The sequence below is a fragment of the Salinirubellus litoreus genome, from assembly GCF_037335815.1.
Classification (GTDB): domain Archaea; phylum Halobacteriota; class Halobacteria; order Halobacteriales; family Haloarculaceae; genus Salinirubellus; species Salinirubellus litoreus.
Genome location: NZ_CP147841.1, coordinates 4,419,338 through 4,433,535 on the forward strand (window position 1 = coordinate 4,419,338; position 14,198 = coordinate 4,433,535).

Annotated in this window: 18 protein-coding genes; 6 read left to right on the plus strand and 12 right to left on the minus strand. The window is 69.4% G+C overall.

Annotated features, from left to right (window positions below; translation table 11 throughout):
• The first annotated feature begins 184 nt into the window (after window positions 1-184).
• From WDJ58_RS21955 to WDJ58_RS21965, 3 genes are all read left to right on the plus strand, one after another.
• Window positions 185-1,312 carry a zinc-dependent alcohol dehydrogenase gene (locus tag WDJ58_RS21955; protein ID WP_338915446.1) on the plus strand — a complete coding sequence of 376 codons (1,128 nt, stop codon included), beginning with the start codon at window positions 185-187 and terminating at the stop codon, window positions 1,310-1,312.
• Between the two features lie 190 nt (window positions 1,313-1,502).
• The gene (locus WDJ58_RS21960; protein ID WP_338915447.1) at window positions 1,503-2,012 is read left to right on the plus strand and encodes a metal-dependent hydrolase; all 510 of its coding nucleotides are present in this window, start codon (window positions 1,503-1,505) and stop codon (window positions 2,010-2,012) included.
• Window positions 2,009-2,587, plus strand: a complete 579-nt coding sequence (locus WDJ58_RS21965) for a hypothetical protein (RefSeq protein WP_338915448.1) — start codon at window positions 2,009-2,011, stop codon at window positions 2,585-2,587. Before WDJ58_RS21960 ends, WDJ58_RS21965 begins: the two co-directional genes overlap by 4 nt.
• Before the next feature lie 69 nt (window positions 2,588-2,656).
• Here the strand turns inward: WDJ58_RS21965 and WDJ58_RS21970 are convergent, their stop codons facing one another.
• The gene (locus WDJ58_RS21970; RefSeq protein ID WP_338915449.1) at window positions 2,657-3,169 is read right to left on the minus strand and encodes a cupin domain-containing protein; all 513 of its coding nucleotides are present in this window, start codon (window positions 3,167-3,169) and stop codon (window positions 2,657-2,659) included.
• Between the two features lie 71 nt (window positions 3,170-3,240).
• Window positions 3,241-3,444, minus strand: a complete 204-nt coding sequence (locus tag WDJ58_RS21975) for a hypothetical protein (RefSeq protein ID WP_338915450.1) — start codon at window positions 3,442-3,444, stop codon at window positions 3,241-3,243.
• Between the two features lie 306 nt (window positions 3,445-3,750).
• On the opposite strand from WDJ58_RS21975, the gene WDJ58_RS21980 reads away from it, so the two are divergent.
• A complete protein-coding gene (locus WDJ58_RS21980; RefSeq protein ID WP_338915451.1) occupies window positions 3,751-5,313 on the plus strand; it encodes a substrate-binding domain-containing protein in 1,563 nt (520 codons plus the stop codon).
• A gap of 220 nt (window positions 5,314-5,533) precedes the next feature.
• On the plus strand, window positions 5,534-5,932 hold the full coding sequence (locus tag WDJ58_RS21985) for a hypothetical protein (protein WP_338915452.1): 399 nt from the start codon (window positions 5,534-5,536) through the stop codon (window positions 5,930-5,932).
• A 19-nt stretch (window positions 5,933-5,951) separates the two neighbouring features.
• Here the strand turns inward: WDJ58_RS21985 and WDJ58_RS21990 are convergent, their stop codons facing one another.
• Window positions 5,952-7,421 carry a lipase maturation factor family protein gene (locus WDJ58_RS21990; protein ID WP_338915453.1) on the minus strand — a complete coding sequence of 490 codons (1,470 nt, stop codon included), beginning with the start codon at window positions 7,419-7,421 and terminating at the stop codon, window positions 5,952-5,954.
• 268 nt (window positions 7,422-7,689) lie between these two features.
• On the opposite strand from WDJ58_RS21990, the gene dpsA reads away from it, so the two are divergent.
• A complete protein-coding gene (gene dpsA, locus WDJ58_RS21995) occupies window positions 7,690-8,235 on the plus strand; it encodes a DNA starvation/stationary phase protection protein DpsA (protein WP_338915454.1) in 546 nt (181 codons plus the stop codon).
• A 30-nt stretch (window positions 8,236-8,265) separates the two neighbouring features.
• Here the strand turns inward: dpsA and WDJ58_RS22000 are convergent, their stop codons facing one another.
• From WDJ58_RS22000 to WDJ58_RS22040, 9 genes are all read right to left on the minus strand, one after another.
• Window positions 8,266-8,562 carry an amphi-Trp domain-containing protein gene (locus WDJ58_RS22000; RefSeq protein ID WP_338915455.1) on the minus strand — a complete coding sequence of 99 codons (297 nt, stop codon included), beginning with the start codon at window positions 8,560-8,562 and terminating at the stop codon, window positions 8,266-8,268.
• The gene (locus tag WDJ58_RS22005) at window positions 8,559-8,726 is read right to left on the minus strand and encodes a hypothetical protein (RefSeq protein WP_338915456.1); all 168 of its coding nucleotides are present in this window, start codon (window positions 8,724-8,726) and stop codon (window positions 8,559-8,561) included. Before WDJ58_RS22005 ends, WDJ58_RS22000 begins: the two co-directional genes overlap by 4 nt.
• A 124-nt stretch (window positions 8,727-8,850) precedes the next feature.
• Window positions 8,851-9,612 (minus strand): class I SAM-dependent DNA methyltransferase, encoded by a 762-nt coding sequence (locus WDJ58_RS22010; RefSeq protein WP_338915457.1) that lies wholly within the window; start codon window positions 9,610-9,612, stop codon window positions 8,851-8,853.
• Window positions 9,613-9,638: 26 nt separating this feature from the next.
• Complete coding sequence (locus tag WDJ58_RS22015; RefSeq protein WP_338915458.1) at window positions 9,639-10,103, minus strand: metal-dependent transcriptional regulator; 465 nt, start codon at window positions 10,101-10,103, stop codon at window positions 9,639-9,641.
• Between the two features lie 113 nt (window positions 10,104-10,216).
• On the minus strand, window positions 10,217-10,360 hold the full coding sequence (locus WDJ58_RS22020; RefSeq protein WP_338915459.1) for a hypothetical protein: 144 nt from the start codon (window positions 10,358-10,360) through the stop codon (window positions 10,217-10,219).
• A gap of 3 nt (window positions 10,361-10,363) precedes the next feature.
• Window positions 10,364-11,155: a DUF7260 family protein gene (locus tag WDJ58_RS22025; RefSeq protein ID WP_338915460.1), complete on the minus strand. Its 792-nt coding sequence runs from the start codon at window positions 11,153-11,155 to the stop codon at window positions 10,364-10,366.
• A gap of 1 nt (window position 11,156) precedes the next feature.
• On the minus strand, window positions 11,157-11,492 hold the full coding sequence (locus tag WDJ58_RS22030) for a DUF7552 domain-containing protein (protein WP_338915461.1): 336 nt from the start codon (window positions 11,490-11,492) through the stop codon (window positions 11,157-11,159).
• A gap of 190 nt (window positions 11,493-11,682) precedes the next feature.
• Entirely contained in the window at window positions 11,683-12,972 is a 1,290-nt protein-coding gene (locus tag WDJ58_RS22035) for an ABC transporter substrate-binding protein (RefSeq protein WP_338915462.1), read from the minus strand.
• A complete protein-coding gene (locus WDJ58_RS22040; RefSeq protein WP_338915463.1) occupies window positions 12,969-14,198 on the minus strand; it encodes an ABC transporter substrate-binding protein in 1,230 nt (409 codons plus the stop codon). The genes WDJ58_RS22035 and WDJ58_RS22040 overlap by 4 nt, the downstream gene beginning before the upstream one ends.

A 14,198-nucleotide genomic window follows, 5' to 3' on the forward strand; every position in this document is an offset into this window, starting at 1 on the left:
CACACAGATTTAGGCCACCCTAAAAAACGTAGCGATGTGGGCGAGGGTACCCCGAACCATCGGCGGGGCCCGGCACCCCGCTGACCGCACGGCTCTCCGCCCGGCCGGTCGCCATCCCGACGACGGCCGCCCTCACCGCGACGCGGGGAAGAGATAAGTACCGCGTCCCGGCAACTCCCTCATCATGAAGTCGAACGCACTGGTGGTGACGGAGCCGGGGACGCTCGAACGGCGCGAGATCGACGTCCCCGAACCGGGGCCGGGGGAGGTCCTCGTCGAGGTCGAACTCAGCGGTATCTGTGGCTCGGACGTCCACATGTTCAACGGCGGGATGGACCTCGACTTCCCGGTGCTCCCCGGCCACGAGATGGCGGGGCGGATCGAGACGCTCGGCGAGGGGACCACGACCGACGCGAAGGGCGAGGCGGTCTCGGAGGGGGACGCGGTGACCGTCGTCCCGGGCATCGTCTGCGGGGAGTGCTGGTACTGCAACAACGTCCCGGCCCGGCCGACCTCGTGTGAGAACCGCGACGTCTACGGGTTCCTGAACGTGGACTACCGCCAGCACGCCCACGGCGGGTTCAGCGAGTACATGCTGGTCGACGAGCGGGCGAGTTACTACAGGCTCCCCGACGACATGGACGTCGAACTCGGCGCGCTCGCCGAGCCGCTCGCGGTGGCGACCCGGGCGTTCGAGCGGGGCTACCGACCGGGGATCCCGGACGCCCGCGAGGGGTTCGGCATCGGGAAATCGGTGACCGTCCAGGGGGCCGGCCCCATCGGCCTGCTGACGATGAGCGCCGCGAAGGCGGCCGGCGCGGGACAGGTCATCGCGGTCGACGCCGTCGAGGAGCGGCTCGACCTCGCGACCGAGTTCGGCGCGACCGACACCGTCGACCTCACGGAGTACGACGACGAGGGGCTCGTCGCGGAGGTGAAGGGCCTGACGAACGGCGGCGTCGGATCGGATCTGGTCATCGAGGCGGCGGGCGTTCCGGTCGCGCTGCGGCAGGGGATCGAGCTCGCGCGCGACGGCGGGACGCTCGTCGAGGTCGGCCACTACGCCTACAACGGGGAGGTGGAGATCAACCCCACCCGGATCGTCCAGAAGGACCTCGACGTCCACGGGAGCCTCGCCTACCCGCCCAACCAGTTCGAGACCGCCATCGCGCTGCTCGATCAGCTTCGGGGGGAGATCCCGTTCGAGCGGCTGTTCAACTACCGGGCGGGGTTCGACGACGCCGAGTCGGCCTACGAGAAGCAGGAGAGCGGCGAGGCCTACCGGGCGACGATCCACCCATCGGGGGTCTGAGTCCGGGCGCGACGGCCGCAGTACCGGCGAGGGCCGGGATTCGAGGGATCGGTCGTGGCGGCGACGGCACGCGTACCGCGGAGCGACGGATCGAGACCACCGGGCCGCCCCGGAGGATCACCGAAACCCGCCGGGATCGGCTTGCGAGAGCAGGCAGAAGTAGCATCGCGGTGAGCCGAGGAGGAGTGGTATGCAACTTCCCGGTCACATCGGGGTGGCGCTCCTCCTGGCGGCACCCGCCTGGCTGGTGTTCGACCAGTTCAGGGTCGGCCTCGCGTTCTCGGGGCTGGCCGCGCTCACGGGGATGTTCCCCGACCTCGACATCTACGTGATGCGCTACGTCTTCATCGAACACCACGGCCTCATGCACAGCCTCACGTTCCTGATCCCGGCCGCGCTGGTACTGGGCGCGGTGTTCACCGGCGGATACCTCGCCGTCAGCGACGACGACCACCCGGCCGCCGCGAGCGTGTTCGGGTTCGTCACGATCGCGCTGTTCACGGGGATGGTGGCCCACATGACCGGTGACATCCTGACCAGCCCGGACATCGCCCCGCCGGTCAAGCCGCTCTACCCGCTCGTCGACTCGCGGTTCGTCCTCGACGCGGCGTTCGTCAAGTCGAACCTCTGGAACCTCGGGCCGCTCGCCCTCGGGCTCGTCACGCAGGGCGCGCTCGCCGCGTGGAGGTACAGCCGATGACCCGCCGACGGACGTTCCTGTCGGGGGTAGCCGCCGCGATCTCGGCCGCCGGCCTCGCCGGCTGCCAGGGGCAGAGCACGGACGAGGACACCGGCGACAACAAGGCGGGCGGCCAGCCGACGAAGACGGTGAGCTCCGACATGCAGTCGGGGGGGCGACAGCTCGCCTTCGGCGAGACGCTCTCGCTGCCGCGGGCCGACCTCACCCTCTCGAACCCGCGGACGATGGACTCCTACGACTGGCACAAGCTCAGCGAGGACGAGCGACGGGTGGCGAGGGCCGGCGAGGGCAAACAGTGGCTCAAGGTCGACATCGTCTCAGCCAACACCGCGGATCGGGTTGTCAGGCTTCCGCTGACGATGGATCTCAAGGGCGTCGTCGGGCAGACCGTCTACCACCCCGGGCGAAACAAGAGCCCGCAGGAGAAGTACATCGGCGGGAAGGTCCCCGCCGGTGAGAGCCGCGAGGGCTCGATGGCGTTCCTCCTCCCCGCGGACGTTTCGGTCGGGGAGTTCCGTGCGCACTACACCGAGCACCGATCGAACGGGAAGACCGAAGCCTGGTGGGTTCCCTGACTCCGGAAACCCGCTCTCGTATCCCGTAGTGAACTCGGCTCCGCGGATCCCGCTCGGTGGGCCGGCCGGTCAGTCGGGCCGGCCGATCCGACGCGTCTCGCCCCCACACCGGGGGCACTCGACGGGCGGTATCCGGCCGCCCCCGTCCTCCGAACCGAGGACCGACGGCCGACGGTGGTTGAACACCTCGCCGCAGTCCGTACACTCCCTGACCGACTCGACCTCGCCGCTGTAGGCGGGCGCGCCGATGGCGAGGACGACCGCGGGGTCGTCCGTCGCGTTGTATGCGTGGTGGAACTCGCCGGGGGCGAAGCGGATCGCCTCCCCCTCGCCGAGAGCGAGGTCGACGGCCTCGCGCGAGCCGCTTCGCGGTTCGCCGGTCTCGAACGTGACCGTCCCGGACACCACGTAGAACACCTCCTCCTGGTCGTGGTGGGTGTGGTAGCCACCCGAGACCATCCCACCGGGGTCGAGGTCGTAGCGGTTGAACGCGAGGTCCGTGGCACCGAGGGCGTCGGTCAGGGGGCGGAGCGCCGGGTTCAGGTCCGACGGGTCGACGTCGTCGACGGCTACCTTCTCCATACGACAGCTAGTATCGGCGAGGTGATATTACTGTACCGACGGCGGGGACCCGTCGCGTGGCGCGCCGACGGTCAGGGGTAGTCGAGTTCGCTCCGGATCCCGGCGGCGAGTCCACCCACCCCGAGGAGTGCGAGCACGACACCGAGCGACCACGGTGGCGTCCACGCGGTCGAGAGCGCCGCGACCCAGAGCCCGGCGACGAGGGCGAGCCCGGCGGCGACGACGAGTCGGACGAACCGCTCGGCCTCCACGGCGCGCCACAGGCGGCGTCCCAACGTTCCCGGGGGCCGGTCCATAGCGTACGTCGTTTCGCTTTCCCCGGGGAAGTGTTCAATCGGACGGTTCCAGCGACGGGGTCGAGTATACTGCCGGACGAGGCCGTCGTCTCGATAATAGCGCCACCCAGGCACGATGGGTGCCGGCACTGTCCCGCGTACCGGCCCGCACGGCCGGCGAGTTGAGGCCGGGAGGCCCGGGGCATCCGGTAGCACCTGATATCCCCTGCACCGATCTCGTGATACCCGAACAGTACCCTCTAATGTGACGAAAATTAATATAGGATAAATAGGATGAGTTAACGCATGTCTCGAGACGACGCGGCCTCGCGACGCGACGTTCTGAAGACGACGGGACTGGCTGGTGTCGGTGCCCTCGGGATGCTGGCGGGCTGTACCGGCGGTGGCGACGGGGGTGACGGCGGCAGTGGCGACGACGGCGACGGGACGCCGACCGGCACCGACGAAGACGTCGAGGCCGTCAGTATCGGCGGGACGGAGGAGCCGGAGGACGGCACGGAGGCCACGGAGACCGCGGAGTCGACGGAGGGGGGCGGCGAGGAGACGGCCAGGATCGACTTCCTGTCCGGTCTCGCCGCCGAGTCGGGCGCGACCAGGGAGCACGTCGAGGACGGGATCGAGGACTTCCAGTCGAGGCAGGGGAACGTGGAGGTGAACCTCCAGGTGGTCTCCTACGGCGACCGCAACAACAAGATCTCCTCGACCGTCGCGGCGGGGAACGCCCCCGACCTCGCCGAATCCGGGGCGACGGGGATCGGCTTCTTCCGGGACGGCAGGGTCGTCGACCACGGGAGCTACATCGAGGAGGCGGAGGACCTCCCGGACAACTGGACGGGGGCGACCCGCGAGACGGCACAGTTCCGCGGCCAGTGGTGGTCGGCGGGGCAGAACCGCCAGGGGACGACGATGATGTGTGTCCGTCCGGAGCTGTTCAAGTCCGCCGGCGTATCCGATCCCTCGGAACTCGAGACGTGGACCGGGTTCCGCCGTGCCGTCGAGAAGGTCGACCAGGAGTTCCCGGACGTCCACGCGTTCGAGGCCACGGGCGCTCCGAACGACCTCGAGTCCTACTGGGGGGAGGCCCGCACGGCCTACACGGAGGGGGCGGACCCATGGATCCGTGGCGACCCCGAGAACCCCGAGATCCTGGTCGGCGAGGCCGACCGGACCGACGGGATGATCGTGAACACGATCGACCTGGCGAAGTCCTACTCCAGTTCGAGTGCGCCCAGTCGGAACGACGAGGAGATCCCTCCCCTGATGCTGACCGACAAGGTCGCCTCGATGACCTCCTGTCTGGCGACCATCCAGCGGTGGAAGACCGTCAAGGAGGGCGTGGAGTTCGGCTGGGACGGCGACGTCTGGACCGGGCCGCACCCGAGGCTCGACCCGAACTACGGCGAGGAGTTCGGCATCGAGGAGCTCGCGGGCCACGAGGGCCAGCACGGCGGCCACGCGTGGGCCCTGCTGACCCAGAAGCAGGTCTTCGCGAACTCCGACCACCCCGACGTCGCCTGGGATCTGGCCTACTACACCAACGCGAACGAGTCGTTTATCCTCCCCCTGGTCGGGGAGATATACACCTCCCTGCCCTCCTACGCGCCGTACCACCAGAAGCTCCTCGAGCAGTACGACCCGGTGCAGATGCACCAGGCACAGATCGAGGCTGCGAGGGAGTACGGCCCGCAGTACTCGGTCACGGGGGCCGCGTGGGACCTGGACGGGACCAACCAGCTCCGGTGGACGGACCTCAACGAGACCATCAGCCAGGCGATGGCCGGCCAGCACACCGTCGAGGAGACGCCGGGAGTCATCCGCGAGCGGATGCTGGAGACGCTGGAGGCCTGAGCCAGCGCCCGCGTCCGGGAACGACGGCGGGACGCATTGGGACAGCGAACAACGGCGAGAGACGAAGGGGACGAGCGGTCCGGACGAACCGATCCGTGGACGGACGAGCGGAGGCCGAGGGATCGGGGTTCGAGGTGACTCCGGTCGCTATCGCATCGGTCACGTCCGGGCGATCCCGCGGGGGACAAATTAATATAGTATAAGTGTGACAAAGTGGCGCGTGACCCGACGTGACAGAGCTTCGCGACGCGACGTCCTGAAGGCTACAGCGGGGGTCGGGGTCCTCGGGATGCTGGCAGGTTGCGGCGGTGGCGGCGGTGGCGGCGGTGGCGGCGGTGGCGGCGGGGACGGCGGAGACGGTGGGGGCGGCGAGGGCGATGGGACGCCGACCGAGACCGACGACGGCGACATCGAGGCGGTCAGCATCGGGGGCACCGAGGAGCCGAGCGACGACACGGAGACCGCGGAGGCGGACGAGACCACCGAAACCACGGCAGCCAACGGCACTACTACGACTACGGGGACCGCAACACCCACCGGAACCGCGACGGCCAACGAGACCACCGCGGCCACGACAACCCAGGCGGAACTTCGAGGGGAGGCGGGGGCCACCGAGTGACGACGGGGGGGACGAGCGATCAGCGGACGCGGCGGCCGCCGCTCCCGGAACGGAGGTCCGCCAGCGAGGCCGACTCGACGTACGTCCCGACCCGCTCGCGGACCCACCACCGTCCGGTCTCGCGTCGCTCCTCGGGTGTCGTGAACCGGTAGCGGTACCGGAGGACGCGTATCCGCTCCGGTGGCCCGTCCTCGAACGGAACGGAGCGCAGGAGGCCACGGACGCCCGGGTCGTCCTCCAGGAGTCGTTCCAGGAACGCGAGGAACCACCGCTGACGGGGTCCGGGTCGTGGCCGCATCGCGGCGAACCAGAGCTGCCAGTCCAGCCGGAGGTGGTACGGTGCCCACTGTGGCGGGCGCTCGTCCGTCCGGACCGGCTGGCCCTCGAACTCGTACTCGTGCCAGTCGGCCTCGGTTGGGTCCGGCACGTCGGTCCCCTCGATCACGAGCTGGTAGCGTTCCCGGGTGATCGAGCCGAACGCGCCGTAGGTGTTGACGAGGTGGAGCGGATCGAACGAGGTGTTCATCACCTGTCCCGGGGAGAGCATGTTCACCACGGGCCGAACGCTCATGGCGAGCACCAGGAGGGCGACGAGCGCGGAGAGCACGGTCAGCGGGAGCGGTGTCGGCGTGGTCACCGGGGCGGCGAGCGGCATCACCGGGGCGAGCAGCCCGTCGCTGAACGTCGCGACCGCCTGGACGATGGCGAGCGCGTTCAGCCACGAGAAGTTCCCGGTCAGCATGAGCCACGACTGGAAGAGCACCGTCGCCAGCCCCCCGAGGGCGGCGAACGGCTCGGGGGCGAAGTAGAGGAACGGCACCGCGAGTTCGACGACGTGGTTCCCGAGCGTCTCCGCCCGATGAAAGCGGTCGGGGAGGTGGTGTGCGTACCAGGAGAGGGGATTGGGCATCGGCTGGGTCTCGTAGTGGTAGTCCATGCAGGTCAGGTCGCGCCAGCAGTCGTCGCCGCGGATCTTGATGAGCCCGGCCCCGAACATGTTGCGAAAGAGCACCCACCGGAGCAGCCAGATCACGACGACCGGCGGCTCGCTGGCACCCGCACCGAGGAAGACGGCGAGAAAGCCCGTCTCCAGTAACATCGACTCCCAGCCGTAGCCGTAGAACACCCGCCCGGCGTTGACGAACGACTGGTAGAGCCCCCACATCACCCCCCACAGGAGCATCGACGCCGGGAGCGCGTACGGTTCGGGCAGCCAGTAGGGCCCGGCGAACAGCGCGAGGAGCGACAGGGCGACGCCCGACCACGCCGCGAGGCCGACCGCGCGGTCGTCGGGGAGGACGTAGAAGAGGCTCGGCCGCTCGCGGAAGGTAGCCCGCTCGGCGTACTCCGCGAGGGGCAGGAGGCCGTCCTCGCCCGCCAGCGGCCGGAACTGGTTGGCCGCGACGAGAAAGGCGACGAGGTAGAGCAGGGCAAGTCCGCGCTGGAAGAGGAACCGGACGAGCCAGTACTCCTCCACCCACGGCAGCATGGTCGTCGGTGGTGGAGTGTCGAACAAAGGTCTGGCGAGACACCACGAATGGAGCGGCGCACCGGGGAGTCCAGACGCCCTCCCGAGGCCGGGCGATCGGACGATGGCGCGTCGGGACGATCGGCGACCTCACCTCGCGACCGACAGAAGGGAATGCGTCGCCGCTCGAACGACTGACCCCCTCCCGGGATCGAAGTTTTAGGCCGTACGAAAAATTGTTCGTCGATTGAAAAGATATATTAGGATCGAGGGCCAACGAACGGATGCAATGAGCACACAGAAGGAGGTACGACAGGAGGCGGGAACCGTCGAGGACAACCCGGTTCGGCTCGAGAAGGACAAGGCGGCCCAGATCATCGAGGCGCTGAACACTGACCTGGCCGACGCCTACGTCCTGTTCCACCAGCTCCACAAGCATCACTGGAACGTCGAGGGTGCCGAGCACCTCCCGATCCACCGGTTCCTCCAGGAGGCCTACGAGGACATCGAGGAGGCGGCCGACGAGCTCGCCGAGCGCGTCCAGGCCATCGGCGGCGTCCCCCACGCGAACATGCCGACGCTGTCGGCGGCCGCCACCGTCGAGCCCGAGGACGAGGACGTCTACGACATCCGGACCTCCCTGGAGCACGACCTCGGCATCTACGGCGACATCATCGAGAGCTACCGCGACCACATCGAGCTCGCCGAGGGACTCGGCGACTACGCGACCAGCGAGATGATGCGCGAACACCTCGAGGTCCTCGAAGAACACGCCCACATCATCGCACACTACCTCGAGGACGACACGCTGGTCCTCGAATCGGCCACGCACTGACGCCGAACTGAGCGGTCCCGTTTCGTCCCGTTACGCCACGTCGGGCGCTTTCTGATCGGTTCGACCCGGGAGCTCGATCTCTATCTCGAGTTCGGGCTCGCCAACGCCCTCGTAGTCGATCTCGAGTTCGACGGGTTCGCCGAACGCGAACGGGAGTTCCCACTCGTCGGTGGTGATGATGAGTTCGTCGCCGTCGCGGAGCTGCTCGCCGAGCTTGATCAGGAACTCGCCCGCCTCGCGCGCGTCGAGTCGGTACTCCTGCTCGAACTCGCGGCCCGGGCGGATGAGCGTCCGCTCGGGCTCGGATTCGGGCTCCGGCGGGCTCATCGGCGGACCTCGACGATCAGGTCGCTCGCCATCCAGCCGTCGGTGTTCCCCGATTCGAGGAAGATCGACGTTCCGGGGCAGCTCTCGCAGACGGACACCTCGGGCCTCTCGGGCGAGTCCGACTCGACCGCGCGTTCCGGGCGTGACTGGGTACCAGCGGCCATCGGAGGCGTTTAGGCAAACCTAAAATAAAAGCGATTCGGTTTTCGGCCGGTCTCAACCTGTCACGGTCGAGCCGGTCGAACCGTCGTTACGACCCGACAGAGGGTTGGGAGACCGCTATCCCGCTCACCTCACCGCGTGGAGTAGCGTCGGACCGTCCCCGTCGATGACCTCGACGGTCCCGAACCCCGCGGCGGAGAAGGTCTCCCGGAGGTGGTCGGGGTCGTGAAACCGCCCGTCGACGGTCGTCCCCATCCGCGCCTCCACTCCACGCTCCTCGTCGCGGACGACGAAGCAGTACGTCGTGGTGTAGTGTCCCCGCGCGGAGGTGAGCGCGCTGACCGAGTGGCGCTCGACCGTGTACCGGTCGGACTCGACGGTCGTCGTCCCCTCGTCCCCGTTCTCGACCGCCTCGGACAGCGGCTCGAAGAAAGTCACGAACGCGCCGCCGTCGCGGAGGCTGTCGCGGGCGTTCGCGGCGAACGCCTCGACGTCCCCGTCCTCGGTGAGGTGGAGGAGCCCGCCGAACAGCGCCGCGACGTCGAAGGACCGGCCCTCGTCGGCGGCCGACCACTCGGTGAAGTCCGCCCGGCGGACCGCCGCGCTCGTCACCCGCTCGGCGGCGACGTCGAGCATCGCCCCGTTCGCGTCGACGCCCAGCACCGTCCCGTACTCCCCCTCGATGCGGGCGAGGAGCGGGCCGGTCCCGCAGCCGAACTCCAGGACGCGGTCGGTCCCCGCCGGTTCGAACCGCCGCAGCAACCGGACCTGCGCCTCGCGGTCGAGGGTGCGCGAGTGGAAGAAGTCGTAGAGCGACGGGTACTCGTAGAAGCTCCGCGGGCGATGCGGGTCCTCGTTCAGGTCCCGGACGACGGCCGAGAGATCCATCGTACGAGCGTTCACGAGCGGGAGCGCTAAGCCCTGTCGCTGCCGTGCCAGGTGTTCTCACGTTCCGTCCCCGGCAGCTCGAAGCCCTCCGCCGGGGGGACCGCCGACGCGGACCCCTCCGCGAATTCGTCCCCATCCTCGGACGGGAGGATCGACGCGAGCCGGTCGGCCACGGTCGGGCTGATCGTCCCCGTCAGCTGTATCGCCTCCTCCCGGTAGTCCTCGAGCCCGAGGACGTCGCGGAAGAACCGCGAGAGCGTGCCGTACGTCTCGTAGAGCTCCTCGGCGGTCTCGCGCCCCTCGTCCGTCAGCGTCGCCCCCTCGTAGGGCTCGTAGGTCACGAGCCCCCGGTCGTCGAGCCGCTGGAGCATCTCCGTCGTCGCGGCGGGAGACCGGCCGATCGCCTCGGCGACCTCGCCCGGAGGGACGGGTGGCGATCCCCGTCGTTCCGTGACGTACAGGACGAGCACATACCGCGACGCCTCGGTCATCGAGCCACGAGCCGGTCCGGGTCGGCCCGGACGCCGCGAAGGTGGTTCGTCTCCGCGTCCAGGGGGGGATACCCCGTCGAACGCCGTCGGCGGCGCGGTACGTGGGACATCGATCACTCCCCGGACCGGTCGTCGGCCGGTTCGTCCTCCGTGTCACGCGCCGCTCCCGGGCCGGACTCGATCTCGTCCCCGTCGAACAGGGCGAGGCAGATCCAGGCCCACAGTCGTCCGCGTTCCCGCCGGTTCGCTCGTCCCATGCGTCAGGCCCTCCGGACCAGGTGATCGCGGACGGCACGCTGACACTCCGCGCAGACGGCGTCGAGGCGGGCGGCCGTCGCCAGGACCGGGTGCTCGACCGGGAAGTCCCGGTAGAGGTACCCGACGAGGCTCCGGTGTCCGACCCTCGCCTCGGCGCTTCGGCTCGTCGTCCCCCGGAGGAACGTCTGGCGCTCGTGGGCGAGTTCCTCGCACCGCTCACGGTGGGTCGCCAGCGTCCGGTGGCGGCGCGAGAGCGCCTCGAACCCGAGGTCGGTGAGCGGCGTCTCGTCGGCGTCGGCGATCCACGCCGTGATCCCGTCGACGGCGGCAGCGGCGTCGGCGAGTTGCGAGCGCTCCCGGTCGAGCGCCCGGCTCGTGGTCGCGATCTCGGCCCGCCGGGCGTCGACCTCCGCGACGAGCGACCGCTCGAGTCCGGCCGAGAACGTGGTCCCGGTCGTCGGGGCGAGCGCGACCGCGATGGCGTCGGTGAACTCCTTGCGGACGGTCGCCAGCAGGGGCTCGCCCCCGTCCTCGTCGGCGACGCTGTGCGGGCGGACCGTCTCGGCGAAGGCCCTCCGGACCGCCCGACAGCCGTCGTCGGTCGACACGTCGGCACGGAACCGCGCGCCCGTTGCGGTGACCGTGGCCGTCACCCCCCGTGCCGGGGACTGCTCGGTCGGGAGCTCCGCGACCCGGTCGGCGAACGCCCCGAACGCCTCGTGTTTGGCGTCTACGGCCTCCCGCTCCGCCGTCACACGTTCGCGCGCCCGGTCGACGTAGGTCTCGACGACCATCTCACACCCCCGTTCGTGTACCGTCGCCGGGAGCGGTGTCGAGGGACGCCCGCTCTCTCCCCTCGGGAGGGCCGATCGACGTGGACCCTGCCGAGACGGGTTCCCGATGGACGATCACGTCGTAGTGGGGGACTCGCGGGTCGTACCGGCGAAGCATCGCGCGGTACCGCTCGGTTGCCCGGGCGGCACGCCGGGCCGTCGCCCGCGCTTCGAAACGTAGCCCCGCCGCGGGGACTGGCCGGTCGCCCGTCCGCCCACAGCGGAGGTAGAACTCCCCGTCGGGACTGGCCAGCGACTCGATCCGTCCGCGGACGTCGGCGAGCGGTGTTCCGGTCATCGTTCCGCGCTCTCCCCCAGACGACGACCGGCCGCTCGCCACGGACGTGGACCCGCGTTCGGCCGTCGGGCCGTCTCCCCCGTCGCCGTCCATACGATTTAGGCCCACCTAAAGACACATAGTAGTTACGATTTTTAGGATGGCCTAAAATAAGTGATCGGATCCACGAGGAGATCGATCGGACACCCGCTCAGACGCCCTCGTTGACGATGCTCGCGACCTCCTCGCGGTCGAACAGTCGTTCGGCCTCGGGGATCTCGGGGTACGGTCCCCCGGTGTAGGTCGGCCATTCGCCGAACCGTTCGGGGTAGAGCTGTTTTGCCGTCATCTCCAGCTGGAAGGGGTTCATCAGCGGCCCCTGGACCGGGTGGCCCGACGGGTACACACGGCCGTTCCGCACGGCCGAGAGCTGGCTCCCCACGGGGTGGTCCTCGAGCGCCCGCCGGATCTCGGCCACGTCGTAGTAGGAGCTGACACCGTAGCGGTGGAGGAGCACGTCGGGGTCGATCTCCAGTAGCGTCTCGAAGTCGTACGACGTCTCGTACGTCACGTCCTCGCCGACGAACGCGTCGGGCGCGCCGAGCGGCCGGACGTGAGCGGTCGCGAACCCGGGCGCGTCGATCTTCGCGGGGTAGAACGTCTCGTCCATGTAGATGACCGACCCCACCTCGGGGCGTTCCCCCTCGGGCGGCAGGTCCGACTCGATCGTCGACAGCAGCCCATCGTGGACCGAGGCGAGCGCCTCGTACCGCGCTGGCCGTCCGAACACCCGCGAAACCCGCTCGGCGATCTCCCAGAGCGTGTAGTACTCGTAGTCGTCCCGGCACGGCTCGGGGGGCTGCCCGTGCCGCCGGCTGTAGACGTTGCCAAACCACGGTGCGACGTTCTCGCGGACCTCCTCGACGTCCGCCATCCCCCAGCCGTCGAACGAGGCCATCAGACAGGGGTCCATCAGGTGGAGGTCGGAGTCGAGTTCGTAGAGCAGCTCCTTCTCGACCCGGATGCTCCCCGACCCGGTATTGAGCTGGGTGAGGCCCTCGCGGTCGAACGAGACCCCGTCGAGCCGCGCGTAGTAGGCGTCGAGCGTGCTCCCGCCCCCCTCGGCGTCGAACCCGAGCGAGTTCACCGCGTCCCCGTGCCCGTACGCGACCGCCATGTCGGCGTACAGCAGGCTGTAGACCAGCACGCGCTCCGGGACCGACTCGAACGTCACCTCACCCGCGGGAGCCATCGTCACCGAGTAGCTCCCGTCGCCGCTCGCTTCGGTCGACACGTCGGCGCCGGTCGCCGTCCCGGTCGCGGTGGCCGACTTCGTCGGAGTCGGCGTCCCCGGGTCGCTCCCGGTCGGTTCGGGAGTCGACCCGGAGCCGCCGTCGCCCGTACACCCCGCGAGGAGCGCGCCGCCTGCGACGATGCCCCCGTACCGGAGGTAGTCCCGTCGCGTCGGTCCGTCGGGTGTACCCGAATCCTCGTCTGTCACTCGGATCCCCCCGTGACGATCTCCGCGACCCGCTCGCGGTCGAACAGCCGCTCGTCGCCGCCCACCTCGCCGAAGACGTCCGGGTAGAGCTGTTTCGCGGCGCGTTCGGTCAGGAACAGGTTGTGGATCGGCCCCTGGAAGAGGTAGCCGCCGCGGTAGACGCGCCCGTCCCGCACGGCCGTCAGTTCGCGCCCGAGGGGGTGTTCGCGCATGTACGCGAGCACGGTCTCGCGGAACTCCGCGGCGGACTTGCGCTCGTGTCCCCGGACGAGGATCACGTCCGGGTCGACCTCCAGGAGGTTCTCGTAGTCGAGCTCCCCCCGGTTGGTCGTGCTGAGGTTCTCTATGTCCGTGCCGGCGAGCGCGTCGGTCACCCCGAGGTCGCGCCACTGCTTCTTGCTCGTCCCCCTGTCGTCGAGCCGGTACGGCGAGAACGTCTCGGGCTCGGCCGTCCCCTCGTAGGTCAGGAACACGTTCGGGCGCTCGTCGGCCGGCGGGAGTTCCGCTCGGACGTCGGCGATGAACTCGTCGTGGAACGCCTTCAGGACCTCGTAGCGTTCCGTCTCCTGGAACACCTCGGCGACCGTCTCGAACGCCTCGTACAGCGTGTAGTAGCGGTAGTCGTGCCACTCGTCCGACCGGCGGAAGATCAGGTTGCCCAGGAACGGGCCGACGTTCGAGGACACCTCCTCGACGTCCGCCCGGTCCCAGTCGAACCAGTTGATCAGCATCCCCGGGTCGTAAAGGTGGACGTCGTTTTCGAGCTCGTAGAACTCCTCTTTGGTCCGGACCTCCGGGTTGGCCTCGATCGCCTCGAGGTCGACGCTCACGCCGGGGAGCTCGTCGTAGACGTAGGTGTAGTAGCGGTCCGCACTCCCGATACCGGTCAGACCGCTCCCCTTCCCGAGCGCGACGGCCATGTCGGCGTAGCCGCCGTCGTAGGCGATCCACCGCTCGGGGACCGACTCGAACTCGACGGTGCCGACCGGCTCCATCGTCACCGAGTGGGAGCCGTCGCCAGCGGGCGTGCCCGTCTCCGTTCCCGTCCCCGTCCCCGTCTCGGTCCCGGTCGGGGCGCTCGTCTCCGTGGCCGCGGTCGTCTCCGTCTCCTCCGGTTCACTCGATCCCACACAGCCCGCGAGCAGGCCGCTCGCGACGGCTACCCCGCCGTACCGCAGGTAGTCCCGTCGCGTCGGTGCTCCGTATCCCGCGTCGTCGTGCGCCAT

Coding starts and splice junctions, on each gene's coding strand:
- WDJ58_RS21970 (WP_338915449.1), bottom strand. CDS start 3,169: ATGGAGAAGGTAGCCGTCGACGACGTCGACCCGTCGGACCTGAACCCG.
- dpsA (WP_338915454.1), top strand. CDS start 7,690: ATGAGCACACAGAAGGAGGTACGACAGGAGGCGGGAACCGTCGAGGAC.
- WDJ58_RS22000 (WP_338915455.1), bottom strand. CDS start 8,562: ATGAGCCCGCCGGAGCCCGAATCCGAGCCCGAGCGGACGCTCATCCGC.
- WDJ58_RS22030 (WP_338915461.1), bottom strand. CDS start 11,492: ATGACCGGAACACCGCTCGCCGACGTCCGCGGACGGATCGAGTCGCTG.
- WDJ58_RS22005 (WP_338915456.1), bottom strand. CDS start 8,726: ATGGCCGCTGGTACCCAGTCACGCCCGGAACGCGCGGTCGAGTCGGAC.
- WDJ58_RS22015 (WP_338915458.1), bottom strand. CDS start 10,103: ATGACCGAGGCGTCGCGGTATGTGCTCGTCCTGTACGTCACGGAACGA.
- WDJ58_RS21980 (WP_338915451.1), top strand. CDS start 3,751: ATGTCTCGAGACGACGCGGCCTCGCGACGCGACGTTCTGAAGACGACG.
- WDJ58_RS21990 (WP_338915453.1), bottom strand. CDS start 7,421: ATGCTGCCGTGGGTGGAGGAGTACTGGCTCGTCCGGTTCCTCTTCCAG.
- WDJ58_RS22010 (WP_338915457.1), bottom strand. CDS start 9,612: ATGGATCTCTCGGCCGTCGTCCGGGACCTGAACGAGGACCCGCATCGC.
- WDJ58_RS22040 (WP_338915463.1), bottom strand. CDS start 14,198: ATGGCGCACGACGACGCGGGATACGGAGCACCGACGCGACGGGACTAC.
- WDJ58_RS21960 (WP_338915447.1), top strand. CDS start 1,503: ATGCAACTTCCCGGTCACATCGGGGTGGCGCTCCTCCTGGCGGCACCC.
- WDJ58_RS21955 (WP_338915446.1), top strand. CDS start 185: ATGAAGTCGAACGCACTGGTGGTGACGGAGCCGGGGACGCTCGAACGG.
- WDJ58_RS21965 (WP_338915448.1), top strand. CDS start 2,009: ATGACCCGCCGACGGACGTTCCTGTCGGGGGTAGCCGCCGCGATCTCG.
- WDJ58_RS22020 (WP_338915459.1), bottom strand. CDS start 10,360: ATGGGACGAGCGAACCGGCGGGAACGCGGACGACTGTGGGCCTGGATC.
- WDJ58_RS22025 (WP_338915460.1), bottom strand. CDS start 11,155: ATGGTCGTCGAGACCTACGTCGACCGGGCGCGCGAACGTGTGACGGCG.